At 69.1% G+C, this 26,859-nt stretch carries 25 protein-coding genes and 1 riboswitch; of the genes, 21 read left to right on the top strand and 4 right to left on the bottom strand.

Going from position 1 to position 26,859, the window contains the following annotated elements:
* Positions 1–80: 80 nt before the first annotated feature.
* Genes pyrR through pyrF form a run of 7 tightly spaced genes read left to right on the top strand, consistent with a single transcriptional unit; the run spans position 81 to position 8,942 of the window.
* Entirely contained in the window at positions 81–668 is a 588-nt protein-coding gene (pyrR, locus tag ABLE94_RS10010; protein ID WP_348803686.1) for a bifunctional pyr operon transcriptional regulator/uracil phosphoribosyltransferase PyrR, read from the top strand.
* On the top strand, positions 668–1,648 hold the full coding sequence (locus tag ABLE94_RS10005) for an aspartate carbamoyltransferase catalytic subunit (RefSeq protein WP_348803687.1): 981 nt from the start codon (positions 668–670) through the stop codon (positions 1,646–1,648). The genes pyrR and ABLE94_RS10005 overlap by 1 nt, the downstream gene beginning before the upstream one ends.
* Positions 1,645–2,982: a dihydroorotase gene (locus ABLE94_RS10000; RefSeq protein ID WP_425476175.1), complete on the top strand. Its 1,338-nt coding sequence runs from the start codon at positions 1,645–1,647 to the stop codon at positions 2,980–2,982. The genes ABLE94_RS10005 and ABLE94_RS10000 overlap by 4 nt, the downstream gene beginning before the upstream one ends.
* Positions 2,979–3,617: a PH-like domain-containing protein gene (locus ABLE94_RS09995; RefSeq protein ID WP_348803688.1), complete on the top strand. Its 639-nt coding sequence runs from the start codon at positions 2,979–2,981 to the stop codon at positions 3,615–3,617. Before ABLE94_RS10000 ends, ABLE94_RS09995 begins: the two co-directional genes overlap by 4 nt.
* Positions 3,614–4,789, top strand: coding sequence for a glutamine-hydrolyzing carbamoyl-phosphate synthase small subunit (gene carA, locus ABLE94_RS09990; RefSeq protein WP_348803690.1), 1,176 nt, complete (start codon positions 3,614–3,616; stop codon positions 4,787–4,789). Before ABLE94_RS09995 ends, carA begins: the two co-directional genes overlap by 4 nt.
* Positions 4,789–8,124 (top strand): carbamoyl-phosphate synthase large subunit, encoded by a 3,336-nt coding sequence (gene carB, locus ABLE94_RS09985; protein WP_348803691.1) that lies wholly within the window; start codon positions 4,789–4,791, stop codon positions 8,122–8,124. The genes carA and carB overlap by 1 nt, the downstream gene beginning before the upstream one ends.
* Positions 8,121–8,942, top strand: coding sequence for an orotidine-5'-phosphate decarboxylase (gene pyrF / locus ABLE94_RS09980; protein WP_348808671.1), 822 nt, complete (start codon positions 8,121–8,123; stop codon positions 8,940–8,942). The genes carB and pyrF overlap by 4 nt, the downstream gene beginning before the upstream one ends.
* Positions 8,943–9,304: 362 nt before the next feature.
* On the opposite strand, the gene ABLE94_RS09975 is transcribed toward pyrF, so the two are convergent.
* Positions 9,305–9,790, bottom strand: a complete 486-nt coding sequence (locus ABLE94_RS09975) for an SRPBCC family protein (protein ID WP_348803694.1) — start codon at positions 9,788–9,790, stop codon at positions 9,305–9,307.
* A 10-nt stretch (positions 9,791–9,800) separates the two neighbouring features.
* On the bottom strand, positions 9,801–11,666 hold the full coding sequence (locus ABLE94_RS09970) for an alpha-amylase family protein (protein WP_348808670.1): 1,866 nt from the start codon (positions 11,664–11,666) through the stop codon (positions 9,801–9,803).
* Positions 11,667–12,217: 551 nt separating this feature from the next.
* Here ABLE94_RS09970 and mihF point away from each other — a divergent pair.
* From mihF to ABLE94_RS09930, 8 genes are all read left to right on the top strand, one after another.
* The gene (mihF, locus tag ABLE94_RS09965; protein WP_020791706.1) at positions 12,218–12,532 is read left to right on the top strand and encodes an integration host factor, actinobacterial type; all 315 of its coding nucleotides are present in this window, start codon (positions 12,218–12,220) and stop codon (positions 12,530–12,532) included.
* A gap of 23 nt (positions 12,533–12,555) precedes the next feature.
* The gene (gene gmk, locus ABLE94_RS09960; RefSeq protein ID WP_348808669.1) at positions 12,556–13,194 is read left to right on the top strand and encodes a guanylate kinase; all 639 of its coding nucleotides are present in this window, start codon (positions 12,556–12,558) and stop codon (positions 13,192–13,194) included.
* 130 nt (positions 13,195–13,324) lie between these two features.
* Positions 13,325–13,624 carry a DNA-directed RNA polymerase subunit omega gene (rpoZ, locus tag ABLE94_RS09955; RefSeq protein WP_348803699.1) on the top strand — a complete coding sequence of 100 codons (300 nt, stop codon included), beginning with the start codon at positions 13,325–13,327 and terminating at the stop codon, positions 13,622–13,624.
* 15 nt (positions 13,625–13,639) lie between these two features.
* Positions 13,640–14,929 carry a bifunctional phosphopantothenoylcysteine decarboxylase/phosphopantothenate--cysteine ligase CoaBC gene (coaBC, locus tag ABLE94_RS09950; RefSeq protein WP_348808668.1) on the top strand — a complete coding sequence of 430 codons (1,290 nt, stop codon included), beginning with the start codon at positions 13,640–13,642 and terminating at the stop codon, positions 14,927–14,929.
* 105 nt (positions 14,930–15,034) lie between these two features.
* Positions 15,035–16,246, top strand: a complete 1,212-nt coding sequence (gene metK / locus ABLE94_RS09945) for a methionine adenosyltransferase (RefSeq protein WP_348803701.1) — start codon at positions 15,035–15,037, stop codon at positions 16,244–16,246.
* 78 nt (positions 16,247–16,324) lie between these two features.
* Positions 16,325–18,262, top strand: a complete 1,938-nt coding sequence (locus ABLE94_RS09940) for a primosomal protein N' (RefSeq protein ID WP_348803932.1) — start codon at positions 16,325–16,327, stop codon at positions 18,260–18,262.
* 44 nt (positions 18,263–18,306) lie between these two features.
* Complete coding sequence (fmt, locus tag ABLE94_RS09935) at positions 18,307–19,248, top strand: methionyl-tRNA formyltransferase (protein ID WP_348803702.1); 942 nt, start codon at positions 18,307–18,309, stop codon at positions 19,246–19,248.
* Positions 19,245–20,717 (top strand): RsmB/NOP family class I SAM-dependent RNA methyltransferase, encoded by a 1,473-nt coding sequence (locus tag ABLE94_RS09930; RefSeq protein ID WP_425476174.1) that lies wholly within the window; start codon positions 19,245–19,247, stop codon positions 20,715–20,717. Before fmt ends, ABLE94_RS09930 begins: the two co-directional genes overlap by 4 nt.
* 159 nt (positions 20,718–20,876) lie before the next feature.
* Here the strand turns inward: ABLE94_RS09930 and ABLE94_RS09925 are convergent, their stop codons facing one another.
* Positions 20,877–21,143 carry a helix-turn-helix domain-containing protein gene (locus tag ABLE94_RS09925; protein ID WP_348803703.1) on the bottom strand — a complete coding sequence of 89 codons (267 nt, stop codon included), beginning with the start codon at positions 21,141–21,143 and terminating at the stop codon, positions 20,877–20,879.
* 77 nt (positions 21,144–21,220) lie between these two features.
* Between ABLE94_RS09925 and map the strand changes: the two genes are divergently transcribed.
* The 3 genes from map to ribD are packed head-to-tail and all read left to right on the top strand — an operon-like array spanning position 21,221 to position 23,767.
* Positions 21,221–21,988, top strand: coding sequence for a type I methionyl aminopeptidase (gene map / locus ABLE94_RS09920; protein WP_348803705.1), 768 nt, complete (start codon positions 21,221–21,223; stop codon positions 21,986–21,988).
* Positions 21,989–22,031: 43 nt separating this feature from the next.
* Entirely contained in the window at positions 22,032–22,724 is a 693-nt protein-coding gene (rpe, locus tag ABLE94_RS09915) for a ribulose-phosphate 3-epimerase (protein WP_348803706.1), read from the top strand.
* A gap of 14 nt (positions 22,725–22,738) precedes the next feature.
* Positions 22,739–23,767, top strand: coding sequence for a bifunctional diaminohydroxyphosphoribosylaminopyrimidine deaminase/5-amino-6-(5-phosphoribosylamino)uracil reductase RibD (gene ribD / locus ABLE94_RS09910; RefSeq protein WP_348803707.1), 1,029 nt, complete (start codon positions 22,739–22,741; stop codon positions 23,765–23,767).
* Positions 23,768–23,817: 50 nt separating this feature from the next.
* Here the strand turns inward: ribD and ABLE94_RS09905 are convergent, their stop codons facing one another.
* Positions 23,818–24,168, bottom strand: coding sequence for a lipopolysaccharide assembly protein LapA domain-containing protein (locus ABLE94_RS09905; RefSeq protein ID WP_348803708.1), 351 nt, complete (start codon positions 24,166–24,168; stop codon positions 23,818–23,820).
* A 67-nt stretch (positions 24,169–24,235) separates the two neighbouring features.
* Positions 24,236–24,389: riboswitch (FMN riboswitch) on the top strand.
* A gap of 54 nt (positions 24,390–24,443) precedes the next feature.
* On the opposite strand from ABLE94_RS09905, the gene ABLE94_RS09900 reads away from it, so the two are divergent.
* The 3 genes from ABLE94_RS09900 to ribH are packed head-to-tail and all read left to right on the top strand — an operon-like array spanning position 24,444 to position 26,859.
* Positions 24,444–25,085: a riboflavin synthase gene (locus ABLE94_RS09900; protein ID WP_348803709.1), complete on the top strand. Its 642-nt coding sequence runs from the start codon at positions 24,444–24,446 to the stop codon at positions 25,083–25,085.
* Positions 25,085–26,377 (top strand): bifunctional 3,4-dihydroxy-2-butanone-4-phosphate synthase/GTP cyclohydrolase II, encoded by a 1,293-nt coding sequence (locus ABLE94_RS09895; protein ID WP_348803710.1) that lies wholly within the window; start codon positions 25,085–25,087, stop codon positions 26,375–26,377. The genes ABLE94_RS09900 and ABLE94_RS09895 overlap by 1 nt, the downstream gene beginning before the upstream one ends.
* A complete protein-coding gene (gene ribH, locus ABLE94_RS09890) occupies positions 26,374–26,859 on the top strand; it encodes a 6,7-dimethyl-8-ribityllumazine synthase (protein ID WP_348803712.1) in 486 nt (161 codons plus the stop codon). Before ABLE94_RS09895 ends, ribH begins: the two co-directional genes overlap by 4 nt.

Raw genomic sequence — 26,859 nt, 5'->3', positions numbered from 1 at the left:
CCCGACGGGGGCGTGTAAGGTACCTGACGAGAAAGACATCCTTTAACGATCCGTCCCGTGAGGCGGAGAAGGAGGTCGGCGTGGTCACGCCTACCGACGGTGCCCCACCCAATCGGCGCGTTCTGCTCGACGCCGGCGATGTGTCGAGAACCATCGCCCGGGTGGCCCATCAGGTGATCGAGAAGAATGCTCTCGACGCCCCCGATGCACCGCATGTCATCATCATCGGAATTCCCACCCGCGGAACGACTCTCGCCGACAGGTTGGCGGCCAAGATCGCCGAGTTCGCCGGTCGGGAGATCCCCGTCGGATACCTCGACATCACCCTGTACCGCGACGACCTGCGCGACAAACCGCACCGCCCCCTCGAACGCACCATGGTGCCCACCGGGGGCGTCGACAATGCGATCGTCATCCTCGTCGACGACGTGCTCTACTCCGGCCGGACGGTGCGCGCCGCCCTCGACGCACTGCGTGACCTGGGGCGGCCGGCCGCGGTCCAGCTGGCGGTGCTCATCGACCGCGGCCACCGCGAACTGCCGCTGCGCGCCGACTACGTCGGCAAGAACATCCCGACCTCCCGCGACGAGAGTGTCGCGGTCCACCTCACCGAGCACGACGGCGTCGACGAGGTCGTGCTCAGCTCCGCCGGGGCGGTGCAGGCCTGATGCGGCACCTGCTCTCCACCCAGGACCTCACCCGCGACGACGCCACCGAACTTCTCGACGACGCCGAACGTTTCGAGCAGGCACTCACCGGCCGGGAGGTGCGCAAACTCCCGACGTTGCGGGGCCGCACCGTGATGACGGTGTTCTACGAGAACTCCACCCGCACCCGCGTGTCCTTCGAGACGGCGGGCAAGTGGATGAGCGCCGACGTGATCAACGTCTCGGCGTCGAGTTCCTCGGTCGGCAAGGGAGAGTCCTTGCGCGACACCGCGATGACGCTGCGCGCGATCGGCGCCGACGCCCTGATCGTGCGGCATCCGGCCTCCGGCGCGGCCCATCAGATCGCGCAGTGGACCGGCGGCCCCGGCATCGGGCCGAACGGCCGGGAAACCGGTGGGCCCGCCGTCATCAACGCCGGTGACGGCACCCACGAACATCCCACCCAGGCGCTGCTCGACGCGCTGACACTGCGCCAGCGACTCGGCTCCCTCGACGGCCGCCGCATCGGCATCGTCGGCGACGTGCTGCACTCGCGGGTGGCGCGATCCAACGCCCACCTGCTGGCGACGCTCGGGGCCGAGGTGGTGCTGATCGCCCCACCGACCCTGCTGCCGGTCGGGGTCGACCAGTGGCCGGTCACCGTGACCGGCGACCTCGACGCCGAACTGCCCACCCTCGACGCGGTGATGATGCTGCGCGTGCAGGCCGAACGCATGAACGGCGGCTTCTTCCCGAGTTCCCGCGAGTACTCGGTGCGTTACGGACTCAACGCACGACGACTCGCCCTGCTCGACGACGACGCGGTGGTGCTGCACCCCGGACCGATGCTGCGCGGCATGGAGATCGGCTTCTCCGTCGCCGACGCACCGCAGGCCACCGTCCTCGAACAGGTCCGCAACGGTGTGCACGTGCGGATGGCGGTGCTGTTCCGCCTGCTCGTCGGCACCGACACGACCGACCAGACAGGAGTCACGCTGTGAGCGCCCCGATCCCCGGACCCATTCCGGGACCCGATGCCACCGGAACCGTTGTCCTGCAACAGGTTCGCCCCTACGGCGAGGGTGATCCGGTGGATGTCGCGGTGATCGACGGCACCATCGCCGAGATCGGATCCTCGCTCACTGTCCCCGAGGGTGCCGAGATCATCGACGGCGCGGGAGCGGTGCTGCTGCCCGGTCTCGTCGACCTGCACACCCACCTGCGCGAACCCGGGCGCGAGGACACCGAGACCATTCGCACCGGCTCGCGTGCCGCCGCCCTCGGTGGCTACACCGCGGTTTTCGCCATGGCCAACACCGACCCGGTCGCCGACAACTCCACCATCACCGACAACGTCTGGCGGGTCGGGCGCGACGTCGGACTCGTCGACGTGCACCCGGTCGGGGCGGTCACCGTCGGCTTGGCGGGTGAACAACTCGCCGAGATGGGCATGATGGCCTCCGGCGCCGCCGGTGTCCGACTGTTCAGCGACGACGGCAAATGCGTCTTCGATCCGCTGATCATGCGTCGGGCCCTGGAGTACGCCACCGGCCTCGGGGTGCTGATCGCCCAGCACGCCGAGGAGCCCCGACTCACCAAAGGTGCTGTCGCACACGAGGGTCCGAACGCCGCCCGACTCGGACTGGCCGGTTGGCCGCGCGCCGCCGAGGAATCCATCGTCGTCCGTGACGCGTTGCTGGCCCGCGACGCCGGCGCACGCGTGCACATCTGCCACGCGTCCACCGAGGGCACCGTCGAACTGCTGCGCTGGGCCAAGGACCAGGGCATCGCGATCACCGCCGAGGTGACCCCGCACCACCTGTTCCTCAACGACGAACGGCTGGCCACCTACGACGGGGTGAACCGGGTCAATCCGCCGCTGCGCGAAACCCGGGACAATCTCGCGCTTCGTCAGGCCCTCGCCGACGGCGTCATCGACTGCGTCGGTACCGACCACGCACCGCATGCGGCGCAGGAGAAATGCTGCGAATTCGCCCTCGCCAAACCGGGAATGCTCGGCCTCGAGACCGCACTGCCGATCATCGTGGAGACGATGGTCGTTCCCGGCCTGCTCGACTGGCGTGGCGTGGCGCGTGTGATGAGTGAGCGCCCCGCGGAGATCGTCGGTCTCACCGATCAGGGGCGTCCCATCGCGGTGGGGGAGCCGGCGAATCTCACGATCGTCGATCCGGACCGCTCGTGGGTGGTGCACGGCCCCGACCTGGCGAGCCTGTCGGACAACACTCCGTATGAATCCATGACGATGCCGGCGACCGTGGTCGCGACGCTTCTGCGCGGCGTCGTCACCGCCCGTGACGGACGGGCGAGCGCATGAACGAGCTGTGGACCGACCTGATCATCGTCATCGTGGTGCTGGTGGTGTGGTTGGCGCTGGTGGCCCTGGTGGTGCGCGGGTGGCGCAACCGTGGGCGGCGACAGGCCGAGATCATCGGCGAGATCCCGACGGCCCCGGCCGAACTCGGAGACACGCTGCGTGGTCCCGACACCGGGCTCTATCTCGGCGCCACCCTCGCGCCGAGCTGGCAGAACCGGATTGCGGTGGGGGACTTCGGCGATCGGGCGTCCGCGCGACTGTCCGCACATCCCGACGGGATCCTGATCGAACGGACCGGTGCGAGCGAGATCTGGATTCCCCGGGAATCGATCACCGCGGTGCGCACCGAACGCGGTCACGCCGGCAAGGTGATGAGCGCCGACGGGGTGCTGGTGATCCGCTGGAGGTTGCCGGGCGGCACCGAGATCGACTCCGGATTCCGCGCCGACGACAAGTCCGTCTATCCCGGCTGGATCGACGACACCCACCCTGCCGACTCCGCTGCCACCGACTCCGCGGCCACCGACGCCGAATCCACCGATCCCGCGGCCATCACGCCCGAGGCCACCACCCCCGAGGAGACGGCGACCGCAGCCCCGGCGCGCTCCGAGACCGAACAGAGGAAAGATCAATGACCGCAGCGGTTCTGGTGCTCGAGAACGGTCAGGTGTTCTCCGGCCGGGCCTACGGCGCCGTCGGCGAAACCCTCGGCGAGGCCGTGTTCTGCACGGCGATGACCGGCTATCAGGAAACCCTCACCGACCCCAGCTATCACCGGCAGATCGTGGTGGCCACCGCCCCGCAGATCGGCAACACCGGCTGGAACACCGAGGACGGCGAATCCACCGGCAGCGCCGGCAGCGGCAGCCTCGACGGTGATTCCGGGAAGATCTGGGTGGCCGGCTACGCGATCCGCAATCCCACACGCCGCGTGTCGAATTGGCGTGCGACCACCTCGCTCGAGGACGAGCTGGTGCGCCAGGGCATCGTCGGCATCTCCGGCATCGACACCCGCACCGTGGTGCGCACGCTGCGCGATCACGGATCGATGCGGGCCGGGGTGTTCTCCGGTGCCGCACTCGACGGGGCGGGGGCCGAAGAACTCCTCGAACGAGTGCGCAGCCAGCCGTCGATGAAGGGCGCCGACCTCGCCGGCCAGGTGTCCACCGACACCGGCTACCTCGTGGAGCCGGCCGGTGAGACGCGCTACACCGTCGCCGCCATCGATCTGGGCATCAAGACCAACACGCCGCGGATGTTCGCGCAGCGCGGGGTCGCGGTGCGTGTCCTGCCGTCGAGTGCCTCCTTCGCCGACATCGCCGAGTTGAGGCCCGACGGGGTGTTCCTGTCCAACGGTCCCGGCGACCCGGCCACCGCCGACGCCGCCGTCGCGTTGACCCGGGAGGTCCTCGGGGCGGATCTGCCGCTCTTCGGAATCTGCTTCGGCAACCAGATCCTCGGCCGCGCACTGGGCCGGCGCACCTACAAGATGACCTTCGGTCACCGCGGCATCAACATCCCGGTGATCGACCACGCCACCGGCACGGTCTCCATCACCTCGCAGAACCACGGCTTCGCCCTCGAAGGCGAAGCGGGTGAGGAGTTCGACACCGACTTCGGACGTGCCCGGGTCAGCCACGTCTGCGCCAACGACGGCACCGTCGAGGGCGTCGAATTGCTCTCCGGCAGAGCATTTTCCGTCCAATACCATCCGGAGGCCGCGGCCGGTCCGCACGACGCCGCCTACCTCTTCGACAAATTCGTCACCCTGCTCGAGAGTGACCGCGCCAACGGAACGAGGGCCTGATGCCACGCCGCACCGATCTCAAGCACGTCCTGGTGATCGGCTCCGGACCGATCGTCATCGGCCAGGCCTGCGAATTCGACTACTCCGGAACCCAGGCCTGCCGCGTCCTGAAGTCCGAGGGTCTGCGGGTGAGCCTGGTGAACTCGAATCCGGCCACCATCATGACCGACCCGGAGTTCGCCGACGCCACCTACATCGAGCCGATCACCGCCGAGTACGTCGAGAAGGTCATCGAGGCCGAACGTGACGCCGGCCATCCGATCGACGCCGTGCTGGCCACCCTCGGCGGTCAGACCGCGCTCAACACCGCTGTGGCACTGCATGATCGGGGTTCGCTGGAGCGCTACGGCATCGAGCTGATCGGTGCCGACTTCGACGCCATCCAGCGCGGTGAGGACCGGCAGATGTTCAAGGACATCGTCGCCAAGGTCGGTGGCGAGAGCGCCCGCTCGGCGGTCTGCCACACGATGGAAGAGGTCCGCGAAACCGTCGCCGAACTCGGCTATCCGGTGGTGGTGCGGCCGTCGTTCACCATGGGTGGACTCGGCTCCGGCATGGCCTATGACGAGGCCGACCTCGACCGCATCGCCGGCGGGGGTCTCGCCGCGTCGCCGACCGCGAACGTCCTCATCGAGGAATCCATCCTCGGCTGGAAGGAATACGAGCTCGAGCTGATGCGCGACAACCGCGACAACGTGGTCGTCATCTGCTCCATCGAGAACGTCGACCCGGTCGGCGTGCACACCGGCGACTCGGTCACCGTGGCCCCCGCGATGACCCTGACCGACCGCGAATACCAGAAGATGCGCGACCTCTCGATCGCCATCCTGCGCGAGGTCGGCGTCGACACCGGCGGCTGCAACATCCAGTTCGCCCAGGACCCCGCCGACGGTCGCCTCGTCGTCATCGAGATGAACCCGCGTGTCTCCCGGTCATCCGCATTGGCCTCCAAGGCAACGGGATTCCCGATCGCCAAGATCGCCGCGAAGCTCGCCATCGGCTACAGCCTCGACGAGATCACCAACGACATCACCAGACAGACCCCGGCCTGCTTCGAGCCGACGCTGGACTACGTGGTGGTCAAGGCCCCGCGGTTCGCGTTCGAGAAGTTCCCGGGTGCCGACGACACGCTCACCACCACGATGAAGTCGGTGGGTGAGGCGATGAGCCTGGGCCGCAGCTTCGCCGAGGCCCTCGGCAAGGTGATGCGCTCCCTGGAGACCAAGGCCGCCGGGTTCTGGACCGAACCGGGCCGGGTCGACCCCGCGACCATCGACCTGCCCGCATTGCTCGAGGAACTCTCGGTCCCCAAGGACGGGCGCCTCTACGGCATCATGTTGGCCTTCGAGGCCGGTGCCAGTGTCGAGGATCTCTACGAGTCGACCAAGATCGACCCGTGGTTCCTCGCCGAGATCGGCGGCATCGCGGCGCTCGGCGCAGACATTCGCGACGCCGACGAACTGACCGAAGAGCTTCTGCGGGAAGCGAAGTCGACCGGATTCTCCGACCGGCAGATCGCGGCGCTGCGTGGCGATTTCGCCGATGAGGATGCTGTCCGGGCATTCCGGCAGTCACTCGGCGTGCATCCGGTCTACAAGACCGTCGACACCTGCGCCGCCGAGTTCGAGGCCCGCACGCCATATCACTACTCCACCTACGAACTCGACCCGGCGGCCACCAGCGAGGTGGCACCGCAGACCGAGCGGCCCAAGGTACTCATCCTCGGGTCCGGACCCAATCGGATCGGGCAGGGCATCGAGTTCGATTACTCGTGTGTGCACGCCGCGCTCACCCTGAGCGAGGCCGGGTACGAGACGGTGATGGTCAACTGCAACCCGGAGACCGTCTCCACCGACTACGACACCGCCGACCGTCTCTACTTCGAGCCGCTGACCTTCGAGGATGTGCTCGAGGTCTTCCACGCCGAATCGGAGTCGGGCACCGTGGCCGGGGTCATCGTGCAACTCGGTGGGCAGACCCCGCTCGGACTGGCCCATCGCCTCGAGGCGGCCGGGGTACCGATCGTCGGCACCTCCCCGGCGGCCATCGACCTGGCCGAGGACCGCGGCGAGTTCGGCAAGGTGCTCACCGCCGCCGGCCTGCCCGCCCCGGCGTTCGGCACCGCGACCTCCTTCGACGAGGCCCGCGACACCGCCGCACGCATCGGCTACCCGGTTCTGGTACGCCCGTCCTACGTGTTGGGTGGCCGTGGCATGGAGATCGTCTACGACGAGAAGTCCTTGGCGGACTACATCTCTCGTGCCACCGAACTCACCCCCGATCATCCGGTGCTGGTCGACCGTTTCCTCGAGGACGCCGTCGAGATCGACGTCGACGCGCTGTGCGACGGTCAGGAGGTCTACATCGGCGGGATCATGGAGCACATCGAGGAGGCCGGCATCCACTCCGGCGACTCGGCGTGCGCGCTACCGCCGGTGACCCTGGGCCGCGCCGATCTGGCGATGGTGCGCGAATCCACCGAGGCCCTGGCCAAGGGCATCGGGGTGCGCGGGCTGCTCAACGTGCAGTACGCCCTCAAGGACGATGTTCTCTATGTGCTGGAAGCCAATCCGCGGGCGAGCCGCACCGTGCCGTTCGTCTCCAAGGCGACCGCGATCCCGCTGGCCAAGGCCTGCGCGCGGGTGATGCTCGGTACCTCGATCGCCGAACTGCGCGAGCAGGCGATCCTGGCGGCCGACGGCGACGGCGGCGACGCCCCGTCGCATGCGCCGATCGCGGTGAAGGAGGCGGTGTTGCCGTTCAACCGGTTCCGCCGCCACGACGGCACCGGCGTCGACTCCCTGCTCAGCCCCGAGATGAAATCCACCGGCGAGGTGATGGGTATCGACGCCGACTTCGGCCGCGCGTTCGCCAAGTCGCAGACCGCGGCCTACGGGTCGCTGCCCACCACCGGTGCGGTGTTCGTGTCGGTGGCCAACAAGGACAAACGTGCCCTGCTGTTCCCGGTCAAGCACCTCGCCGACCTCGGATTCACCATCCTGGCCACCGAGGGCACCGCGGACGTGTTGCGTCGCAACGGAATCGATGCCACGACGGTGCGCAAGCACTTCGAGGCCGGACCGGGTGAGCCGACCATCCTCGACGCGATCCGGGCCGGCGAGGTGGCGATGGTGATCAACACCCCGTACGGACAGTCCGGGCCGCGTGTCGACGGCTACGAGATCCGCAGTGCCGCCGTCGCCGCCGGCATCCCGTGCATCACCACCGTGCAGGGGGCGAGTGCGGCGGTGCAGGGGATCGAGGCCGCGCGGAACAAGAGCATGGGCGTCGAGGCGCTGCAACGCAGGCATGCGGCACTGGTGAACGAGCGGTGACCGTCTTCGGGTCGCGCCACCGCGAGGCCGTCTCCGCGCGTGGGCGGCTGTGTGCCGGTATCGACCCGCACGCCGAGCTGCTGACGCAGTGGGGTCTGAGCGTCGACGCCGACGGTCTGGCCCGCTTCGCCGACACCTGCGTGGAGGCGCTGGGACCCGTTGCCGCCGTGGTGAAACCGCAGGTGGCGTTCTTCGAGGTGTTCGGGGCGGCCGGGTTCGCGGTCCTCGAACGCGTCATCACCGGTTGCCGGGAGGCCGGTGCGCTCGTCCTCGCCGACGCGAAGCGTGGCGACATCGGTTCGACGATGGCCGCGTACGCGACGGCGTGGCTCGACGACGCGTCGCCGCTGTGCTCGGATGCGGTGACCGCCTCCCCGTATCTCGGGTTCGGATCCCTGTCGCCGGCCGTCGATCTCGCGCGTGCGGGTGGTCGGGGAGTGTTTGTGCTGGCCCGGACGTCGAATCCGGAAGGCGCGCCGGTACAGCTCGCCGACGCCGACGGCCGTCCGGTGGGCCAGCGCATCGTCGATGCCGCGGCCGCCGAGAATGCCGACGGCACCGGCACTCTCGGTCTCGTCGTCGGTGCGACCCGCGCGCATGGACTCGACCTCGCCGGCCTGAACGGACCCATCCTGTCGCCCGGGCTGGGCGCTCAGGGGGCGACGCCGAGCGACCTGCCGGAGGTCTTCGCCGGGGCCGACCCGTCCTGGGTGCTACCGGCCTCGAGCCGTGGTGTGCTGCGGTCCGGGCCGGATGTGGCCGCCCTGCGGGCGGAGTTCACGCGCACCCGGGACGAGGTGGAGCGGGCACTGGCCTGACGGTCACGCCGAGGCCTGAGTGTGCGGGGCGTCGGCCTTCTGCCGCCGGCAATCGGTTTTCTTCCGCTGGTCGTCGGTCTCGTCCGCCGGTCGTTGGTTTCGTGCGACTGGCGGTCGGTTTCTTGCGCTGGTCGTCGGTCTCGTCCGCCGGTCGAGGTGCGAGGAGCGCTAGCGACGAGCCTCGAGACCTCTTGCGCCGCCGCTGGTTTCGCGGCGGCACCAGCGTGCGGGGTCTTGACACGGGCTTCGTTTCGACGGTGCTCAACGCAGCGGTCGGCGCAGCGGCCTGCTCGACCTGCGAGTTAGGGCTCGTGGCCGGACCGGAAGGTTCGACCGCCGCGCGCGATGGCGACGGTGGCCCCTCAGACGTCGGCGTCGAGAAGACCGGCCAACCGGTCGATCGAGCCCGCCAGCTTCTCGCCGGACGTGGCCCGCGCCCGCACGAGGCGCTTCTCGTCGTCCAGTCGTGTCCAGTCATAGGTGTGGGTCACCCGCGTCGTCCCGTCGGCCAGTGGATCGAGCTCCCACCGCCACAGATGCCCGGGACTCGGTTGCCCGGGTTCGTTGGGCATCCACGCGATGCGGCGACCCTCGACGAATTCGGTGACCCGGTTCTCCCGGATCGCGCCCGTGGTGAGCTGCATGGTGAAGACGTTCCCGACGGCCCGGACGCGTTGACCGGTCGGTGCCTGCGCGAGGTTGTCGTTGCCATCCCATTCGGGTTGCCGGGCCGGGTCGGCGATGAGCTCGAAGATCGCCGCGGCGTCGGCACCGACGTCGCGGTAGGCGCTCACCACCCGCTGCTCGGATTCGCCCTGCTCGGATTGGCCCTGCTCGGATACCGTCACGGGCCTCACGCTACGCCGGGTTCTGTGCGGTCTCGATGACCCACCACGCCGCATACGGCGTCAACCAGAGCAGCCCGTCGGCGTCGGCGGTGACCGCCCGGTCGGAGATCACATCCCACGGCCGGGCGAATCCGTGGCCGGTGATCACCTCGACCGGGAACGACACCGTGCGGGCGCTCACGTTGTAGACGCAGATCATCGGCCCCAGCGGGGCGCGCCGCAGCGTCACCAGCACCGGTCCGTCGGCCCACGCGATCTCGCTGGGCACTCGTGCGTGCAGGTGCGGCAGCGAGGAACGGATCCGTCCCAGATGGCGGAGGCCGGCGAACACGCGCCCCGGGACCGTCGTCGTATCGTCGCGCAGGGCCAGCCGCGCCGGATCGAGGCGCGGACGATGTGCCCAGCGGTTGTCGTCGGCGTGGCCGGGTTCGGCGGCCCAGTGCGCGTCGTTCGGCGTGCCCAGTTCGTCGCCGCTCCAGATCACCGGGATTCCGCCCCACCCGTAGATGATGGCGTGTATCAAGAACATCCGGCCCAGAGCGGCGTCGACGGAGGCGTCATCGGTGGCGGTCTGCAGGCCGGTCAGCGCGGCCGCGGTCCCGCTGATCCGGCGGTCTCCGGTGCGCGGGTTGGCCTGGAACACCAGCCCAGCCGCGGGGGATTCCGGAAATTCCCCGCTGTACCAGTCGGAGAGGAATCGCCGGTGTGCCGCGCCGTCGAGTCCGACCGCCGCGGCGTCGGCGTCGTCGATCGCCCAGCCGATGTCGTCGTGACAGCGGACGTAGCAGATCCAGGTGCCGGTCGCCGGCGTCGGCGGCAGACTGCCGAGCGCGTGTGCGGCCAGCCGGGTGTCGGCGCAGGCGATCATCGACCAGATCTGCACCATCAACGAGTTGTGGTAGGCGAGATCGCTGATCCGTCCGTCGTGTCGCCCCACGCCCAGGTAGGCGACGAGCTGCGCGGGCCCGACGATCGCCTCGGCCTTGAACGCCACGGCGGGGGCCACCATGTGGGTCAGTGCGCGCAGTATCTGGGTGATGGCGTGCACCTCGGGCTGATTCTGGCAGTCGGTACCCATCCGCTTCCAGAGGAAGGCGATCGCGTCCAGACGCACCACCTCCACGCCGAGATTGGCGAGGAAGAAGATGATCTCGGCGAACTCGACGAGCACGTCGGGGTTGGCCCAGTTGAGATCCCACTGCCAGGAGTGGAACGTCGTCCACACCCACCGGTTCATCTCGGTGTCGAAGGTGAAGTTCCCGGGGGCGAAATCGGGGAAGACCTCCGGCAACGTCGCGGAGTAGCGGTCGGGTTCGTCGCGGTCGGAGAAGGTGAGGAAGTAGTCCTGGTAGTGCGGGTCCCCGGCGGCGGCCGCACGTGCCCACTCGTGTTCGCGGGCCACGTGATTGAGCACGAGATCGACGACGAGGCTGATCCCCGACGCCCGCAGGGTGACGGCGAGAGCCGCGAGATCGTCGGTGGTGCCCAGATCGGGACGTACGCGACGGTAGTCGGCGACCGCGTACCCGCCGTCGTTGTCACCGGGACGCGGCGCCAGCAGCGGCATCAGATGCAGATAGGTGACGCCGAGTTCGCGGAGGTGGCCGACGCGGTCGGCGACATCGGCCAGGGTGCCGGCGAACCGTTCGGTGTACGCGGCGTAGCCGACCATGTCGGGTTGCTGGAGCCAGTCGGGCCGCAGCAGGCGGCGTTCGTCGAGTTCGCGGAGGTCGGCGGATCGGGCCGCGAAGGCGCGTTCGGCCGCACCGAGAAGTCGGGGGATCAGGGTGGGCCGGGACGACGCGCCGTACACCTGGGTGACGGCGTCGACGAGGTCGTCACGGTAGCGCTCGACCCGCAGGGCCCAGGTGCTCACCCCGGTGACCCGATCCCGGGCCCGGTGCGGGCGCGCGATCGACTGATTTCTGGCCCGGTGCACCATCGCATGTGCCGACAGTAACCGACGGCGCCGACACGCGATGCGAGGTCGCATCGCCGCACGACACGCTGGGCGGGCCGAAGAAAGTTCGAGCCGTCCGCCGATGTCCCACACGTCACACGGGGCTCAGCCGCGATGGTCGCCGCGACAGACCCGGAGAAGCGACGGGCAGCCGCGCGCGCCGAACGACAGGCCCGTCACCTGCGGTGATGTGCCCGATGCACGTCGGCGATGGGGTAGCGTGGTCGACGATCGTGCCGCGGCCACGCGGCCGATTCGTGAGCCGCCTACAGCATCGCCCCCGCGACGCAAACCCGGGGTGGCCCTCGCAAATGCCTGCTCAGATGGGTACGGTCGCTTTCGCCGCGCCCTTTCGGCGAGTGCTTGGTCATCGAGACCGATGAGCACCCGCGCCGAGCGGCCACACGCCACCGGGCACCACACGGTGCCGGTGCAGTCCAGATCGAGAACGAAAGACGGAGGAAACCGTGGCGCTTCCCCAGTTGACAGACGAGCAGCGCGCCGCTGCGTTGGAGAAGGCTGCTGCCGCACGCCGAGTACGCGCCGAGCTCAAAGAGCGCCTCAAGCGTGGCGGCACCGACCTCAAGCAGGTGCTCAAGGACGCCGAAGAAGACGAGATCCTGGGCAAGATGAAGGTCTCTGCCCTGCTCGAGGCCCTGCCCAAGGTGGGCAAGGTCAAGGCACAGGAGATCATGACCGAGCTGGAGATCGCCCCGACGCGCCGCCTGCGTGGCCTCGGTGATCGTCAGCGCAAGGCGCTGCTCGAGAAGTTCAGCTCCTGAGTCACGACGCCGAGAACGGCAGCGTGACGGGCTCACAACCCACACGTACGAGGGGTCGACTGGTGGTTCTGGTCGGCCCCTCTGCCGTGGGGAAATCGACGGTGGTCGCGCGGGTCCGCGACGCGGTCCCGAACCTCTGGTTCAGTGTGTCGGCCACCACCCGCGACCCGCGACCGGGCGAGGTCGACGGACGTGACTACCGCTTCGTCGGCCGCGCCGAGTTCGACCGCATGATCGCCGACGACGAACTGCTCGAATGGGCCGACATCCACGGCGGGTTGCAGCGTTCGGGGACGCCGCTGCGTCCCGTGGAACAGGCCCTGGCCTCCGGAGTTCCGGTCCTGCTGGAGGTCGATCTCGTCGGCGCCCGCAACGTCCGGCGACGACTGCCCGAGGCGACGCTGGTGTTCCTGGCACCGCCGAGCTGGGACGAGCTGGAGGCACGATTGCGCGGACGCGGGACCGAGAGCCCCGAGCAGATCGACCGCCGACTGGCGACCGCACGCACCGAGATGGCCGCGCAGGGCGAGTTCGACGAGGTGATCGTCAACTCCCGAGTCGACTCCGCGGCCGATGAATTGGTATCCTTGCTGGTCGGGCCTGATCAGCATCGACCGGACACGCATCCCGGGTCGCACCGGAGTGCCGAACCGAGTCACTGATCGCCGACAAACCCCCGAGCGGCACGTCCGTCCGGGACCCAGAGACCCAGCGCGGTAGGGCCGACCCGAACCGGGACCGCCCGGCACCAGACCGCCTGATCGACATCCGCACACCACGGCAGGAGTTCGCGTGAGCGCACAGACCAACTTCGACATGACCGAGATCGCCGACGCACCGGCCTACGACACTCCGCTGGGTATCACCAATCCGCCCATCGACGATCTGCTCGAGCGGGCTTCGTCGAAGTACGCGCTGGTGATCTACGCGGCCAAGCGGGCGCGGCAGATCAACGACTACTACAACCAGCTCGGTGACGGCATCCTCGAGTACGTCGGCCCGCTCGTCGAGCCGGGTCTGCAGGAGAAGCCGCTGTCGATCGCGATGCGTGAGATCCACTCCGACCTGCTCGAGCACACCGAGGGCGAGTAGAGCCCGCCGCCGGTGATGACCGGAGCGACGGCCGACGCGGCCCCGACCAGTTCCACTGCGCGGGGCCGCAAACGCATCCTGATCGGTGTCGGGGGTGGGATCGCCGCCTACAAGGTGTGCTCGCTGATCCGCCACTTCACCGAGGCAGGCCACGACGTCCGGGTGATCCCGACCCGCGCCGCGCTGGAATTCGTCGGTGCCGCCACCTTCGAGGCGCTGTCCGGGAACCCGGTCAGCACCGAAGTGTTCGAGCGGGTCGACGAGGTCGAGCACGTCCGCCTCGGGCAGCACGCCGACCTGGTGATCATCGCCCCGGCCACCGCCGACCTGATGGCGCGTGCCGTGGCCGGACGCGCCGACGACCTGCTCACCGCATCCCTGCTGGTCACCACGTGCCCGGTGCTCTACGTACCGGCGATGCACACCGAGATGTGGCGTCACGCCGCCACCCAGGCCAACGTCGCGACCCTCCGGGAACGCGGCAACGTCGTGATGACCCCGGCGTCGGGCCGCCTCACCGGGACCGACTCCGGTCCCGGCCGGTTACCCGAACCGCAGGAGATCGCCCTCATCGGTGAACTGCTCCTCGATCGCGCCGAGGCGTTGCCCTACGACCTGGCCGGCCTGCGGGTGCTCATCAGCGCCGGCGGCACCCGCGAGGCCCTCGACCCGGTGCGGTTCCTGGGCAATCACAGCTCCGGAAAGCAGGGCTTCGCGTTGGCGCGTGCCGCGGCCCAGCGCGGCGCATCGGTCACCGTCGTCGCCGGTTCCACCAAGGGCGCGGGTGAGCCACCCGCGGTGCGGATCGTGCCGATCTCCACCGCCCGCGAACTCGCCGACGAGATGACGACCCGCGCCGCCGACGCCGATGTGGTGATCATGGCCGCGGCCGTCGCCGACTTCCGCCCGGTCACGATGAACGAGTCGAAGATCAAGAAGGGCGAGGCGGGCCCCGCACCCATCGAGCTGACCACCAATCCCGACATCCTCCGCGGCCTGGTGCAGGCGCGGGATGCCGGTGACATCGCCGGCGACACGGTCATCGTCGGATTCGCCGCGGAGACCGGCGACGAGACCGGTGGCGTCCTCGACCACGGACGTGCGAAACTCAAGCGCAAGGGCTGCGACCTGCTCGTGGTGAACGCGGTCGGCGATGGCAAGGCCTTCGGCACCGAGGACAACACCGGGTGGCTGCTCGCCGCGACGGGGGAGGAAACGGCGTTGCCGCCGGGATCGAAAACACTCATGGCGAGCCGGATTCTTGACGCGGTCCGTTCGCTGGTGCCTGATGGATCGGGCGCCTGACACCCGAACCACCCGTGTCACACCGCTCTAGTAGTTTTGACACCACCACCGCCATAGGGCCCCCGACAGTCGGGGTGAACCGCCGACATGACCCGAGAGGATCCGATGACCAGCAGCGCGTCACGCCTTTTCACCAGCGAGTCCGTCACCGAGGGGCACCCGGACAAGATCTGTGACGCGATCAGCGACTCGATCCTCGACGCCATCCTCACCGACGACCCCAAGGCCCGTGTCGCCGTGGAGACGCTCGTCACCACCGGGCAGGTGCACGTCGCCGGTGAGGTCACCACCGACGCATACGTCGACATCCCCGGCATCGTCCGCGCAAAGATCCTCGAGATCGGGTACGACTCGTCGACCAAGGGCTTCGACGGCGCGTCGTGCGGGGTGAACGTCGCGATCGGCGCGCAGTCACCCGACATCGCCGGCGGCGTGTTCAATTCCCACGAGAACCGCAGCGGAATCTCCGAGGACGAGATCGACGCCCAGGGCGCCGGCGATCAGGGTCTGATGTTCGGGTACGCGACCAACGAGACCCCCGAGCTCATGCCGGTTCCGATCGCCCTCGCACATCGGCTGTCGCGTCGCCTGACCGAGGTCCGCAAGTCCGGTGTGTTGCCCTACCTGCGACCCGACGGCAAGACCCAGGTCACCATCGAATACAACGGCGACAAGCCGGTCCGCCTGGACACCGTGGTCATCTCCACCCAGCACGCCGCCGACATCGATCTCGAGAAGATGCTCACCCCCGATCTGCGGGAGCAGGTCCTCCAGAGCGTCCTCGCCGACCTCGAACTGCCCGACCTCGACACCTCCGATGTGCGACTGCTGGTCAACCCGACCGGCAAGTTCGTCCTCGGTGGGCCGATGGGTGATGCGGGGCTGACCGGCCGCAAGATCATCGTCGACACCTACGGAGGGATGGCCCGCCACGGCGGTGGCGCCTTCTCCGGCAAGGATCCGTCGAAGGTGGACCGCAGCGCCGCCTACGCGATGCGCTGGGTCGCCAAGAACGCCGTCGCCGCCGGACTGGCCGATCGCATCGAGGTCCAGGTGGCCTACGCCATCGGCAAGGCCGCGCCGGTCGGGTTGTTCGTGGAGACCTTCGGCACCGAGAAGGCCGACCCGGCCACGATCCAGCGGGCGATCTCCGAGGTCTTCGATCTGCGTCCCCTGGCCATCATCCGCGACCTGGACCTGCTGCGTCCGATCTACGGTCCCACCGCCGCATATGGACACTTCGGTCGTACCGATGTCGATCTGCCGTGGGAGCGCACCGACCGCGCCGAGAAGCTGCGCGCCGCCGCCGGTCTCTGACGCACATCCGTGGCCGGTACCACGCGTGCCGGGGCTCGTGAACGTGCCGCGACGGCACCGATCGCCAAGGTGCTGCCGATGCTCGGCCTGGCGCACCTCGATCGCCCGTTCGACTATCTGATCGACACCGACCAGGACGCCGACGCCGTACCCGGTGTGCGGCTCCGGATACGTTTCGCCGGACGCCTCGTCGACGGATTCCTGCTCGAGCGGGTCGAGGTGTCCGAGCACGAGGGAAAGCTCGGATTCCTCGATCGGGTGGTGTCCCCGGAGCCGGTGCTCACCGAGCCGATCGGCCATCTCGCGCGCGCGGTGGCCGATCGGTACGCCGGAACGATGTCGGACGTGCTGCGGCTGGCCGTGCCGCCACGCCATGCGCGCACCGAGGCGCAGCCGAGCCCACCGCCGACCACCGCCATCGTCGTCCCCGACCGGAGTCACTGGACGACCTACCGCACCGGGGCATCGTTTCTCGAATCGTTGGCCTCGGGTGCGCCGCGTGCGGTGTGGCAGGCGGCCCCGGCGGAACTGTGGCCACAACGACTCGCCGACCTGGCCGCCATCACCGCCGACGCCGGCCGCGGAGTGGTGATGGTGGTGCCCGATCAACGTGACCTCGATCGGGTCGCGGCGGCGTGCGAACCCCTGCTCGGCGACCGCTGCGTCACGTTGTCGGCCGGCCTGGGGCCGACCGCGCGATATCGCCGGTGGCTCGCGGCGCGGCGTGGCGTCGCCGACGTCGTGCTGGGCACCCGATCGGCGATCTTCGCCCCCGTCCACGATCTGGGTCTGATCGTGGTCTGGGACGACGGTGACGACAGCCTGAACGAACCCCGCGCCCCGTACCCGCATCCCCGTGAGGTCGCGGTGCTCCGTGCCCATCAGGAGCAGGCCGGGCTGGTCATCGGTGGTTTCGCGCGGACCGCGCAGGCGCAGGCGCTGGTCTCGTCCGGGTGGGCGCACGACCTCGTCGCCGACCGCGCCGTGGTGCGCGACCGCAGTCCGGCCGTGGAGGCCATCACCGACGAGGACGTCCGCATCGCCCGCGACCCGCTGGCGCGTACCGCACGGATCCCGGCGGTCGCCTTCGAGGCCGCGCGCAGGGCCCTCGCCGACGGTGCCCCGGTACTGTTCAGCGTGCCCCGACGCGGATACATCCCGTCGGTGGCCTGCGCCAAGTGCCGCACCCACGCCCGGTGCCGGGCGTGTCACGGTCCGCTTCAGATGGACGCGCACGGCGCCCTGAGCTGCCGATGGTGTGGCCGCGCCGAGATGTCGTTTCGCTGTCCGGAATGCGGTGGCACCGCGGTGCGGGCCCTGACCCTCGGGGCGCGTCGCACCGCCGAGGAGCTGGGCCGCGCGTTCGCCGGGGTGCCCGTCGTGACCAGTGGCGGGAGCACCGTCATCGACGAGGTGCCCGAGGGCAAGCGGGTCGTCGTGGCCACGCCGGGTGCCGAGCCGATGGCGCCGGGTGGATACGGTGCCGCTGTGATCCTCGACACCTGGGCACAACTCGACCGCGCCGATCTGCGTGCCGGGGAGGACGCCGTGCGCAGGTGGCTGGCCATCGGTGCGCAGGTGCGGTCCCGACGGGACGGCGGGGCGCTGGTCATCGTGGCCGACTCGTCGCTGCCGGCGGTTCAGGCCGTCATCCGTTGGGACCCGGTCGGATTCGCGGTCACCGAACTCGATCACCGCACCGAGCTGGGATTCCCGCCGGCCGTCACGATGGCCTCGGTGGACGGCCCCGCCGAGTCGGTGAACACCTTCATGGACCTCCTGGACCTTCCGTCCGGGGCCGACGTGCTCGGGCCGGTGCCGCTGCCCGACGGCGTGCGTCCACCCGCGGGTAGCGACGAGGAGGATCTCGGGGAGATCGAGCGGTTGCTCGTCCGTACCGATCGGCGTCACGGCCGTGACCTCGCACGCGCACTGACGGCCGCCCAGGTCCATCGCAACGCGGCGCGGCAGACCGGACCGATCCGCGTTCAGGTCGACCCGCCTACCATCGGATGAGTTGTGATGTGAGCAGATGTGCCGGCGATGAGGAGGAATGACACGTGAGAGTCGTGTTCGCGGGAACGCCGCAGGTGGCGGTGCCGTCACTGCAGCGGCTGATCGATGATCCCGCTCACGAGATCGTCGGCGTCATCGCCCGTCCCGACGCGGTGTCCGGTCGCGGACGCAAGGTGCGTCGCGCTCCGGTCGCCGAACTCGCCGACACGCACGGGATTCCCGTCCTCACCCCACGCCGCCTGTCCGAGCCGGAGGTCGCCGACACCCTCGCGCAGTGGGCCCCCGACGTGGGCGCTGTCGTCGCCTACGGGGGTCTGGTCCCGCCGGCGTTGCTGGAACTGCCCACCCACGGGTGGATCAATCTGCACTTCTCGGTGCTGCCGGCGTGGCGTGGCGCGGCCCCGGTCCAGGCGGCCATCGCCGCCGGCGACGAGACCACCGGCGCCAGCACGTTCCGGCTGGAGAAGGGTCTCGACACCGGACCGGTGTTCGGCGTGCTCACCGAGACCATCCGCGCCACCGACACCAGCGGCGACCTCCTGGACCGGCTGGCGGAGGCGGGCGCCGGCCTGCTCGCCGACACACTCAGCGGCATCGAGGCGGGCCGGTTGGTGCCGCAACCGCAGCCCGCCGACGGGATCAGCCACGCCCCCAAGGTCGAGGTCGACGATGCGGCGGTGCGATGGGATCTGCCCGCGCACATCGTGGACCGTCGGATCCGTGCGCACACACCGGCGCCGGGACCCTGGACGACGCTGGGCGATGTGCGGCTGAAACTCGGCCCGGTGGCCCTGACCGCGGGCGATCCGCAGGCGCCCGAGGCGCTGGCCCCCGGAACCCTGCACCTGACCAAGAAGGCCGTCTACGTGGGCACCGCCACCGCACCTGTGCGGCTCGGGCTGGTCCAGGCACCCGGCAAGAAGCCGATGCCGGCCACCGATTGGGCGCGCGGCGCGCGACTGGATGAGGGGAGTGTGCTCGGGTGAGCAGACCACGCGGAGACCGGTACGGCGATCAGGGCCGCGGACGCGGCGGCCAGCCTCGGGCCCAGCAGCGACGCACCGGGCCGGGACGCGATGGCCGCGGTGATCCCAAGATCCGTGACAAGGCCGTCGACCAGGTCCGCGTCACCGCCCGCGACGTATTACGCGCGGTGCGTGAACGTGATGCCTACGCCAACCTGCTGTTACCGAAGTTGTTGCGGGAGCGCCATATCAGTGGGCGGGATGCCGCCCTGGCCACCGAACTGACCTACGGGACCGCCCGCGCCCAGGGGCTTCTCGACGCGGTGATCGCCGCGGCTGCCGGACGTCCGGTCGCCGACATCGACGGCAAGCTCCTCGACGTGCTGCGGCTGGGAACCTATCAGCTGTTGCGCACCCGCATCGGTGCACACGCGGCGGTGTCGACATCGGTCGACCTGGTGCGTGCGGAGGACGGGCAGGGTCCGGCCGGATTCGTCAATGCGGTGTTGCGCAAGGTGTCCCAACGCGACGAAGATCTGTGGACCGACGAACTCGCCCCGCCGATGAGCGAGGATCTGCTCGGCAATCTCGCGTTCCGCTACGCACATCCGCGGTGGATCGCGGAGGTGTTCTTCGACGCGCTCGGCGGGTCGTACGGGCAGTTGCAGGCGGCGTTGGCCGCCGACGACGAGCGCCCGCCGGTGCATCTGGTCGCCCGTCCGGGCTTCATCACCGCCGAGGAGTTGGCGTTGACCAGCGGGGGAGAGGTCGGTCGCTATTCGCCGTATTGCGTCTACCTCCCCGGTGGCGACCCGGGCGATGTCGAGGCCATCCGGCAGGGATACGCCGGAGTGCAGGACGAGGGCAGCCAGCTCGTCGCCCGCGCGGTCACCGTCGCCGACATCGGCGAGGACGGCGGACGCTGGCTGGACATGTGCGCCGGACCGGGTGGCAAGGCGGCGTTGATCGGCGCGATCGCCGACATCGACAACGCCCACCTCGACGCCATCGAGGTCAGCGCCCACCGCGCCGACCTGATCCGTGGCGTGGTGCGCGACCTGCCCGTCGACGTGCATGTGGCCGACGCCCGCGACATCGTCGAACACACCGGACTCGCCGCCGGCTTCGACCGCATCCTGCTCGACGCCCCGTGCACCGGCCTGGGCTCGTTGCGTCGACGCCCCGAGGCCCGCTGGCGTCGGCAGCCGAGTGATGTGCCGGAACTCGTTGCGCTGCAGAAGGACTTGCTGGGCGAGGCGCTGCGGCTGGTCCGGCCCGGCGGCATCGTCGTCTACTCGACCTGCTCACCGCATCCCGCCGAGACCACCGGCGTGGTCGACGAGGTCGTCGCGTCCGTCGACGGTGCCCGGCAGCTCGACGCGCGTCCGCTGGTGGGTGCCGACGACGTCGGCGACGGTCCGCATGTGCAGCTGTGGCCGCACATCCACGGCACCGACGCCATGTTCCTCGCGGCGATCACCAAGGACTGACAGCGCTCGCCCACGTGAATCCGCGCCACTGACAGCGCTCGCGGGAACGTTGACAGCGCTCGCCCACACACTGACAGCGCTCGAGTGGACCTGTCAGGTAATGGGCAGAGCGCTGTGAACGTCGGGCAGAGCGCTGTCAGCGGAGTGGCTGCGACCTGACTACATTGCGACGGATGTTGCCGGACCGTTTCGCCACACCTCGACCGCGACCTGAATCGGCAGGTCGATGGCGTCGCAGATGGCCACGACGGTCCCGAAGCTCGGACTCGGTATCCTCCCCACCTCGATCTTGCGGAGGGTTTCCGGCGAGATTCCGGCTTGTCGCGCAACGGCTTCCGGGTCGCGGCCGGCGCGCTCGGAGCGCAAGAGGGCGCCGAGCCGACAGCCTGCCTCGATCTGTTCCGGTGTCAGGGGGATGCGGACCATGTCCCCAGCCTACGGTATTTGTTTACCGCTCCTGGTACGTTGGTATTGAAATACCGACGACCGAAGGATTGCCCGGCATGATCGAACTCAAGTCACCCCGAGAGATCGACGCGATGGCGGTGACGGGCCGATTCGTGGCGGAAGTGCTCCACACACTCGCGGCACGCGCCGAACCCGGCGTGAACCTGCTGGATCTCGAACGCCACGCGCGCACGATGCTCGACACTCGGGGAGCGGTGTCGTGCTACTGGGACTACTCGCCGTCCTTCGGGCGCGGGCCGTTCCGCAATGTCATCTGCCTATCCGTCAATGACGCTGTGCTGCACGGTCTTCCGCACGATCACGTTCTCGCCGACGGTGATCTGCTCAGCCTCGACCTCGCCGTGTCGATCGACGGCTGGGTCGCCGATTCGGCGATCACCGTTCCCGTCGGAACCGCGACCACCGAGATCGACACGCTCATCGCGTCCACCCGCACCGCCCTCGATGCCGGTATCGCCGCCGCACTGCCGGGCAATCGGCTCGGCGACGTGTCCGCCGCGATCGGAGCGGTCGCGCGGCGAGGCGGTTACCGGGTCAACACCGACTTCGGTGGCCACGGTCTCGGAAAGACGATGCACGAGGACCCGCACGTCCCCAACCGCGGCAAGCCGCATCGGGGGCTGAAACTGGCGACCGGAATGACCCTGGCGCTCGAACCGTGGTGGGGGTTGGGCACCGACGAGCTGGTCACCGACCCGGACGGCTGGACGCTGCGGTTGGCCGACGGCTCGTACGGCGCGCACTCCGAACACACCATCGCCATCACCGACGACGGACCGCGCATCCTGACGCTGCCCGAGTGACCGGTGCCCACCGCACGACCACCGGCCGCGTAAATTGTCTGCCATGAGTTCCCCGATTGCCCCGATGATCGCGCCGTCGATCCTGTCGGCCGACTTCGCCAATCTGGCCGCCGAGGCCGCCGCCGTGTCCGGTCCCGGTTCCTCGCGCGCCGACTGGCTGCACGTCGACGTGATGGACGCCCACTTCGTCCCCAACCTGACCTTGGGGCTGCCCATCGTCGAGAGCCTGCTCAAGGCCACCGACATCCCGCTCGACTGTCACCTGATGATCGAGGACCCGGGCCGCTGGGCCCCGCCGTATGCCGAGGCCGGCGCCTACAACGTCACCTTCCACGCGGAGGCCACCGACGACCCGGTCTTGGTCGCCAAGGACATCCGCGCTGCCGGTGGCAAGGCCGGGCTGGCCATCAAGCCCGGCACGCCCCTTGATCCCTACCTGGAGATCCTGCGCGGGTTCGACACCCTGCTCGTGATGAGTGTGGAACCCGGGTTCGGTGGTCAGAAGTTCATGCCCGAGGTGCTCGGCAAGGTCCGCGAGATCCGCAAGGTCATCGACTCCGGCGATCTGCGCCTGCTCGTCGAGATCGACGGTGGCATCGCCGACGCCACGATCGCCGAGGCGGCCGAGGCCGGCGTCGACTGCTTCGTCGCCGGGTCGGCGGTCTACGGAGCCGAGGATGCCGGAGCCGCGGTGGCGGCGCTCCGCGAGAAGGCCGCCGCAGCGCGCGTCCACTAGCCGCGAGGAACGCCATGGCGCCCCCGATGACCGTCCTCGACGCGGCGATGGCCGACGCGATCGCGTATTCGTCTCTGGCGCTGAGTCTCTCCCGGCCCAATCCGGCGGTCGGGGCGCTCATCATCGCCGACGACGGCACCGAGATCTCGCGCGGCCACACCCAACGCGCCGGCGAGGCGCACGCCGAGGTGATGGCATTGCGGGCGGCGGGTGAGGCCGCCCGCGGCGCGACCGCGGTGGTCACACTCGAACCGTGCAACCACACCGGCCGCACCGGGCCGTGCGCCGTGGCGCTCATCGAGGCAGGCGTGCGTCGGGTCGTCTACGCGGTCGCCGATCCGAACCCCACCGCATCCGGTGGCGCCGACCGGCTACGCGCCGCAGGCGTCGAGGTGATCGACGCCGTCGGCGAAGCGGCCGCGCGTTCGGGCCCGTTGCGCGGATGGCTGTTCCGGCAGCAGTACGGTCGGCCCCTGGTGACCGCGAAGATCGCGGCCACCCTCGACGGCCGCATCGCCGCCCCGGACGGAACGAGTCAGTGGATCACCGGTGGCGTCGCCCGGGCCCGAGCGCACCGGCAGCGCGCCGAGATCGACGCCATCATCGTCGGCACCGGCACCGTGCTCGCCGACGATCCCGCGTTGACGGCACGCCTGCCCGACGGCTCCCTCTCCGACCGACAGCCGATCCGGGTTGCCATGGGGCACAGAGAGATTCCGGACGGTGCGGCGATCAGCCGTCCGTTCGGCGAGTTCCGCCACGTCCACACCCACGACCCGGAGCAGGTCCTCGCCGCACTCGATGACACCACCTGGGTGCTCGTGGAGGGCGGTCCCCGAATCATCGGGGCATTCCTCGACGCCGGCCTCGTCGACGAGGTGGAGGCCTACCTCGCCCCGACCGTCCTCGGTGCCGGGGCGTCAGCGGTGCACAGCGACGCGGTCACCACCCTGTCGGATGCGACCCGACTGCGACTCGACGGAATCGAACGACTGGGCGACGACATCCTGCTGACCTGCCGTTCCCCGCGGTTGCCGAACTGAGTCATCGCACCGATCCGGTCCGGGCCGCCTCACGACGAAGCCCGCCGGTGTCAGTCCGACTTCTTCCGCGCTCCGTTGCGGCCCAGAATCCACCCGGCGAGCACCCCGCCGACGGCAACGATCGTGAGGATCAACCACAGCCAGGAACTGATCTGCAGAAACAGGAAGTCGACGCTGACATGCTGGGTGTTCTGGGCGATGAAGATCACCGCGGCAACAATCAGGATCAGCGGGAGCCAAAAGCGTTTCAGCAGTCCGGCAATCACGTTTCCGGGGGAGCGTCGCGACGCACCGGGAGACGTCGTCGTACTGGAATCGGCCATGTTCGCGTTGCCCTTCTCGAGTGCCGGGCCGACGTTGGCGGCCCGGCAGAATCCACGGCGTGATGTTACCCGCCCCACCCCGGCGAGAACCGTAAGTGGACCGGCGTACTGGTTCGGCGTTTTCCCACGTGCTAGCGTCGATGTCGTACGTTCTCGGGGCGGGGTGAAAGTCCCCACCGGCGGTGATGGCGTCGCAGTTGCGGCACCGAGCCCGCGAGCGCCCGTCTCACCGACGGGGTCAGCAGATTCCGGTGTGATTCCGGAGCCGACGGTCACAGTCCGGATGCGAGAGAACATGACGGCGACCGGCGCCGTCCTGTCCGCTCCCGAGCGAGAGTCGACAGGAGGAGCAGGTGTTCACCGGCATCGTCGAAGAATTGGGTTCACTCGTCGGTCGTGACGACCTCACCGACGCCGCCCGACTCACCATCCGTGGCCCGCTGGTCACCTCCGACGCGGGATTCGGCGACTCCATCGCCGTCAACGGTGTCTGTCTGACGGTGGTCGAATACGACGACGAGAAGTTCACCGTCGACGTGATGGCCGAAACCCTGCGCCGCAGTTCGCTGGACCGACTCGAACCCGGCAGTCCCGTCAACCTGGAACGCGCCATGCCCGCGGGCGGCCGATTCGGTGGGCACATCGTCCAGGGACATGTGGACGGCACCGGCACCATCCGGGCCATCAGCCCGTCGGAGAACTGGACGGTCGTACGGATCGGCATGGATCCGCATCTGAGTCGCTACCTCGTCGAGAAGGGGTCGATCACCGTCGACGGGGTGTCGCTGACCGTGTCCGCCGTCGGCGTCGACGACACCGGTGACTGGTTCGAAATTTCGCTGATCCCGACGACGTTGCAGGAAACGAATCTGGGTACCGCATCGGTGGGCGCTGTGGTCAACCTCGAAGTCGATGTCATCGCGAAATACGTTGAGCGACTGCAGAGCGCCCAGAGCACGAAGACCGAACACCAGAGCAAGACAGAGGCGAACTGATGAGTGACACCACAACCGAGAGAGTCCAACTCGACACCGTCGAGCGTGCGATCGCCGATATCGCCGCGGGCAAGGCGGTCGTCGTGGTCGACGACGAGGACCGCGAGAACGAGGGCGACCTGATCTTCGCCGCGGAGAAGGCCACTCCCGAGTTGGTGGCGTTCATGGTGCGCTACACCTCCGGGTATCTGTGTGTCCCGCTCGACGGTGAGGACTGCGATCGGCTCGGTCTGCCGCCGATGTACTCGATCAATCAGGACAAGCACGGCACCGCCTACACCGTCACCGTCGACGCGAAGGAGGGCATCGGTACCGGTATCAGCGCCGCCGACCGTTCGGTCACGATGCGCCTGCTCGCCGACCCGACGACAGGGCCCGCGGACTTCACCCGGCCGGGTCACGTCGTGCCCTTGCGTGCGAAGGAGGGCGGCGTGCTGCGCCGTCCCGGCCACACCGAAGCCGCGGTCGACCTGGCCCGACTGGCCGGGCTCACCCCCGCCGGTGTCATCTGCGAGATCGTGTCGCAGAAGGACGAAGGCGCGATGGCCCAGACCGACGAGCTCCGGATCTTCGCCGACGAACATGACCTCGCACTGATCTCGATCGCCGACCTCATCGCCTGGCGTCGCCGTCACGAGAAGCACGTCGTCCGTGTCGCCGATGCGCGAATCCCCACCCGCCACGGGGACTTCCGGGCCGTGGGCTACACCAGCATCCACGACGACGTCGAGCACGTCGCGCTCGTCAAGGGCGACATCGCCGGCGAGGACGGCACCGGCAGCGATGTGCTGGTGCGGGTGCACTCGGAGTGTCTCACCGGTGACGTGTTCGGCTCACTGCGCTGCGATTGCGGTCCGCAACTCGACGCCGCAATGGAGATGGTCGCCGACGAGGGACGCGGCATCGTCCTCTACATGCGCGGCCATGAGGGTCGTGGCATCGGTCTGCTGCACAAGCTCCAGGCCTATCAGCTGCAGGACGCCGGCTCCGACACCGTCGACGCCAATCTGCAACTCGGCCTGCCCGCCGACTCCCGCGACTACGGTCTCGGCGCTCAGATCCTTGTCGATCTCGGTGTGTCGTCGATGCGTCTGCTCACCAATAATCCGGCCAAGCGTGTCGGCCTGGACGGCTACGGACTGCAGATCGTCGAGCGGGTCCCGATGCCGGTACGCGCCAACAAGGAGAACCTGCGTTACCTGCAGACCAAACGTGACCGGATGGGTCACGATCTGACCGGACTGGACACCTGGGACGCGCCGGCGGCGGCCGGGGACGGGGATCTTGCGTGAGCGGCCACGGCGAACCCACGCTCGACCTCGGCGATGCGGGCGCACTACGACTGGCGATCGTCTCCTCGCAGTGGCATGACACGATCTGCCGCGCCCTGCTCGACGGAGCTGTTCGTGCAGCCGAGCAGCATGGCGTGACCGACCCCACGATCGTGCACGTCGCCGGGGCGATCGAACTGCCCGTGATCGTGCAGGCACTGGCCCGAACCCACGACGCCGTGGTCGCCCTCGGTGTCGTGATCAAGGGTGAGACACCGCATTTCGACTACGTCTGCGACGCCGTCACCGCCGGTCTGACCCGTGTCTCGTTGGACGAGTCGACACCGGTCGGCAACGGTGTGCTCACCACCAACACCGAACAACAGGCCCTCGACAGGGCCGGACTCCCGGATTCCAAGGAGGACAAGGGAGCTCAGGCCACCACTGCGGCGTTGGCGTCGGCACTGACCCTGCGCTCGTTGCGTACCGGCGTCTCGTCGTGA

It is taken from the genome of Gordonia sp. VNK1 (assembly GCF_040049135.1).
GTDB classification, from domain to species: Bacteria; Actinomycetota; Actinomycetes; order Mycobacteriales; family Mycobacteriaceae; genus Gordonia; species Gordonia oleivorans.
This window is presented reverse-complemented; position numbering and strand designations above follow the sequence as displayed.

Coding starts and splice junctions, on each gene's coding strand:
- metK (WP_348803701.1), top strand. CDS start 15,035: ATGACCAGCAGCGCGTCACGCCTTTTCACCAGCGAGTCCGTCACCGAG.
- map (WP_348803705.1), top strand. CDS start 21,221: ATGATCGAACTCAAGTCACCCCGAGAGATCGACGCGATGGCGGTGACG.
- ABLE94_RS09895 (WP_348803710.1), top strand. CDS start 25,085: ATGAGTGACACCACAACCGAGAGAGTCCAACTCGACACCGTCGAGCGT.
- ribD (WP_348803707.1), top strand. CDS start 22,739: ATGGCGCCCCCGATGACCGTCCTCGACGCGGCGATGGCCGACGCGATC.
- rpe (WP_348803706.1), top strand. CDS start 22,032: ATGAGTTCCCCGATTGCCCCGATGATCGCGCCGTCGATCCTGTCGGCC.
- coaBC (WP_348808668.1), top strand. CDS start 13,640: ATGACCGGAGCGACGGCCGACGCGGCCCCGACCAGTTCCACTGCGCGG.
- ABLE94_RS09995 (WP_348803688.1), top strand. CDS start 2,979: ATGAACGAGCTGTGGACCGACCTGATCATCGTCATCGTGGTGCTGGTG.
- ABLE94_RS10005 (WP_348803687.1), top strand. CDS start 668: ATGCGGCACCTGCTCTCCACCCAGGACCTCACCCGCGACGACGCCACC.
- ABLE94_RS09940 (WP_348803932.1), top strand. CDS start 16,325: ATGCTCGGCCTGGCGCACCTCGATCGCCCGTTCGACTATCTGATCGAC.
- carB (WP_348803691.1), top strand. CDS start 4,789: ATGCCACGCCGCACCGATCTCAAGCACGTCCTGGTGATCGGCTCCGGA.
- ABLE94_RS09925 (WP_348803703.1), bottom strand. CDS start 21,143: ATGGTCCGCATCCCCCTGACACCGGAACAGATCGAGGCAGGCTGTCGG.
- carA (WP_348803690.1), top strand. CDS start 3,614: ATGACCGCAGCGGTTCTGGTGCTCGAGAACGGTCAGGTGTTCTCCGGC.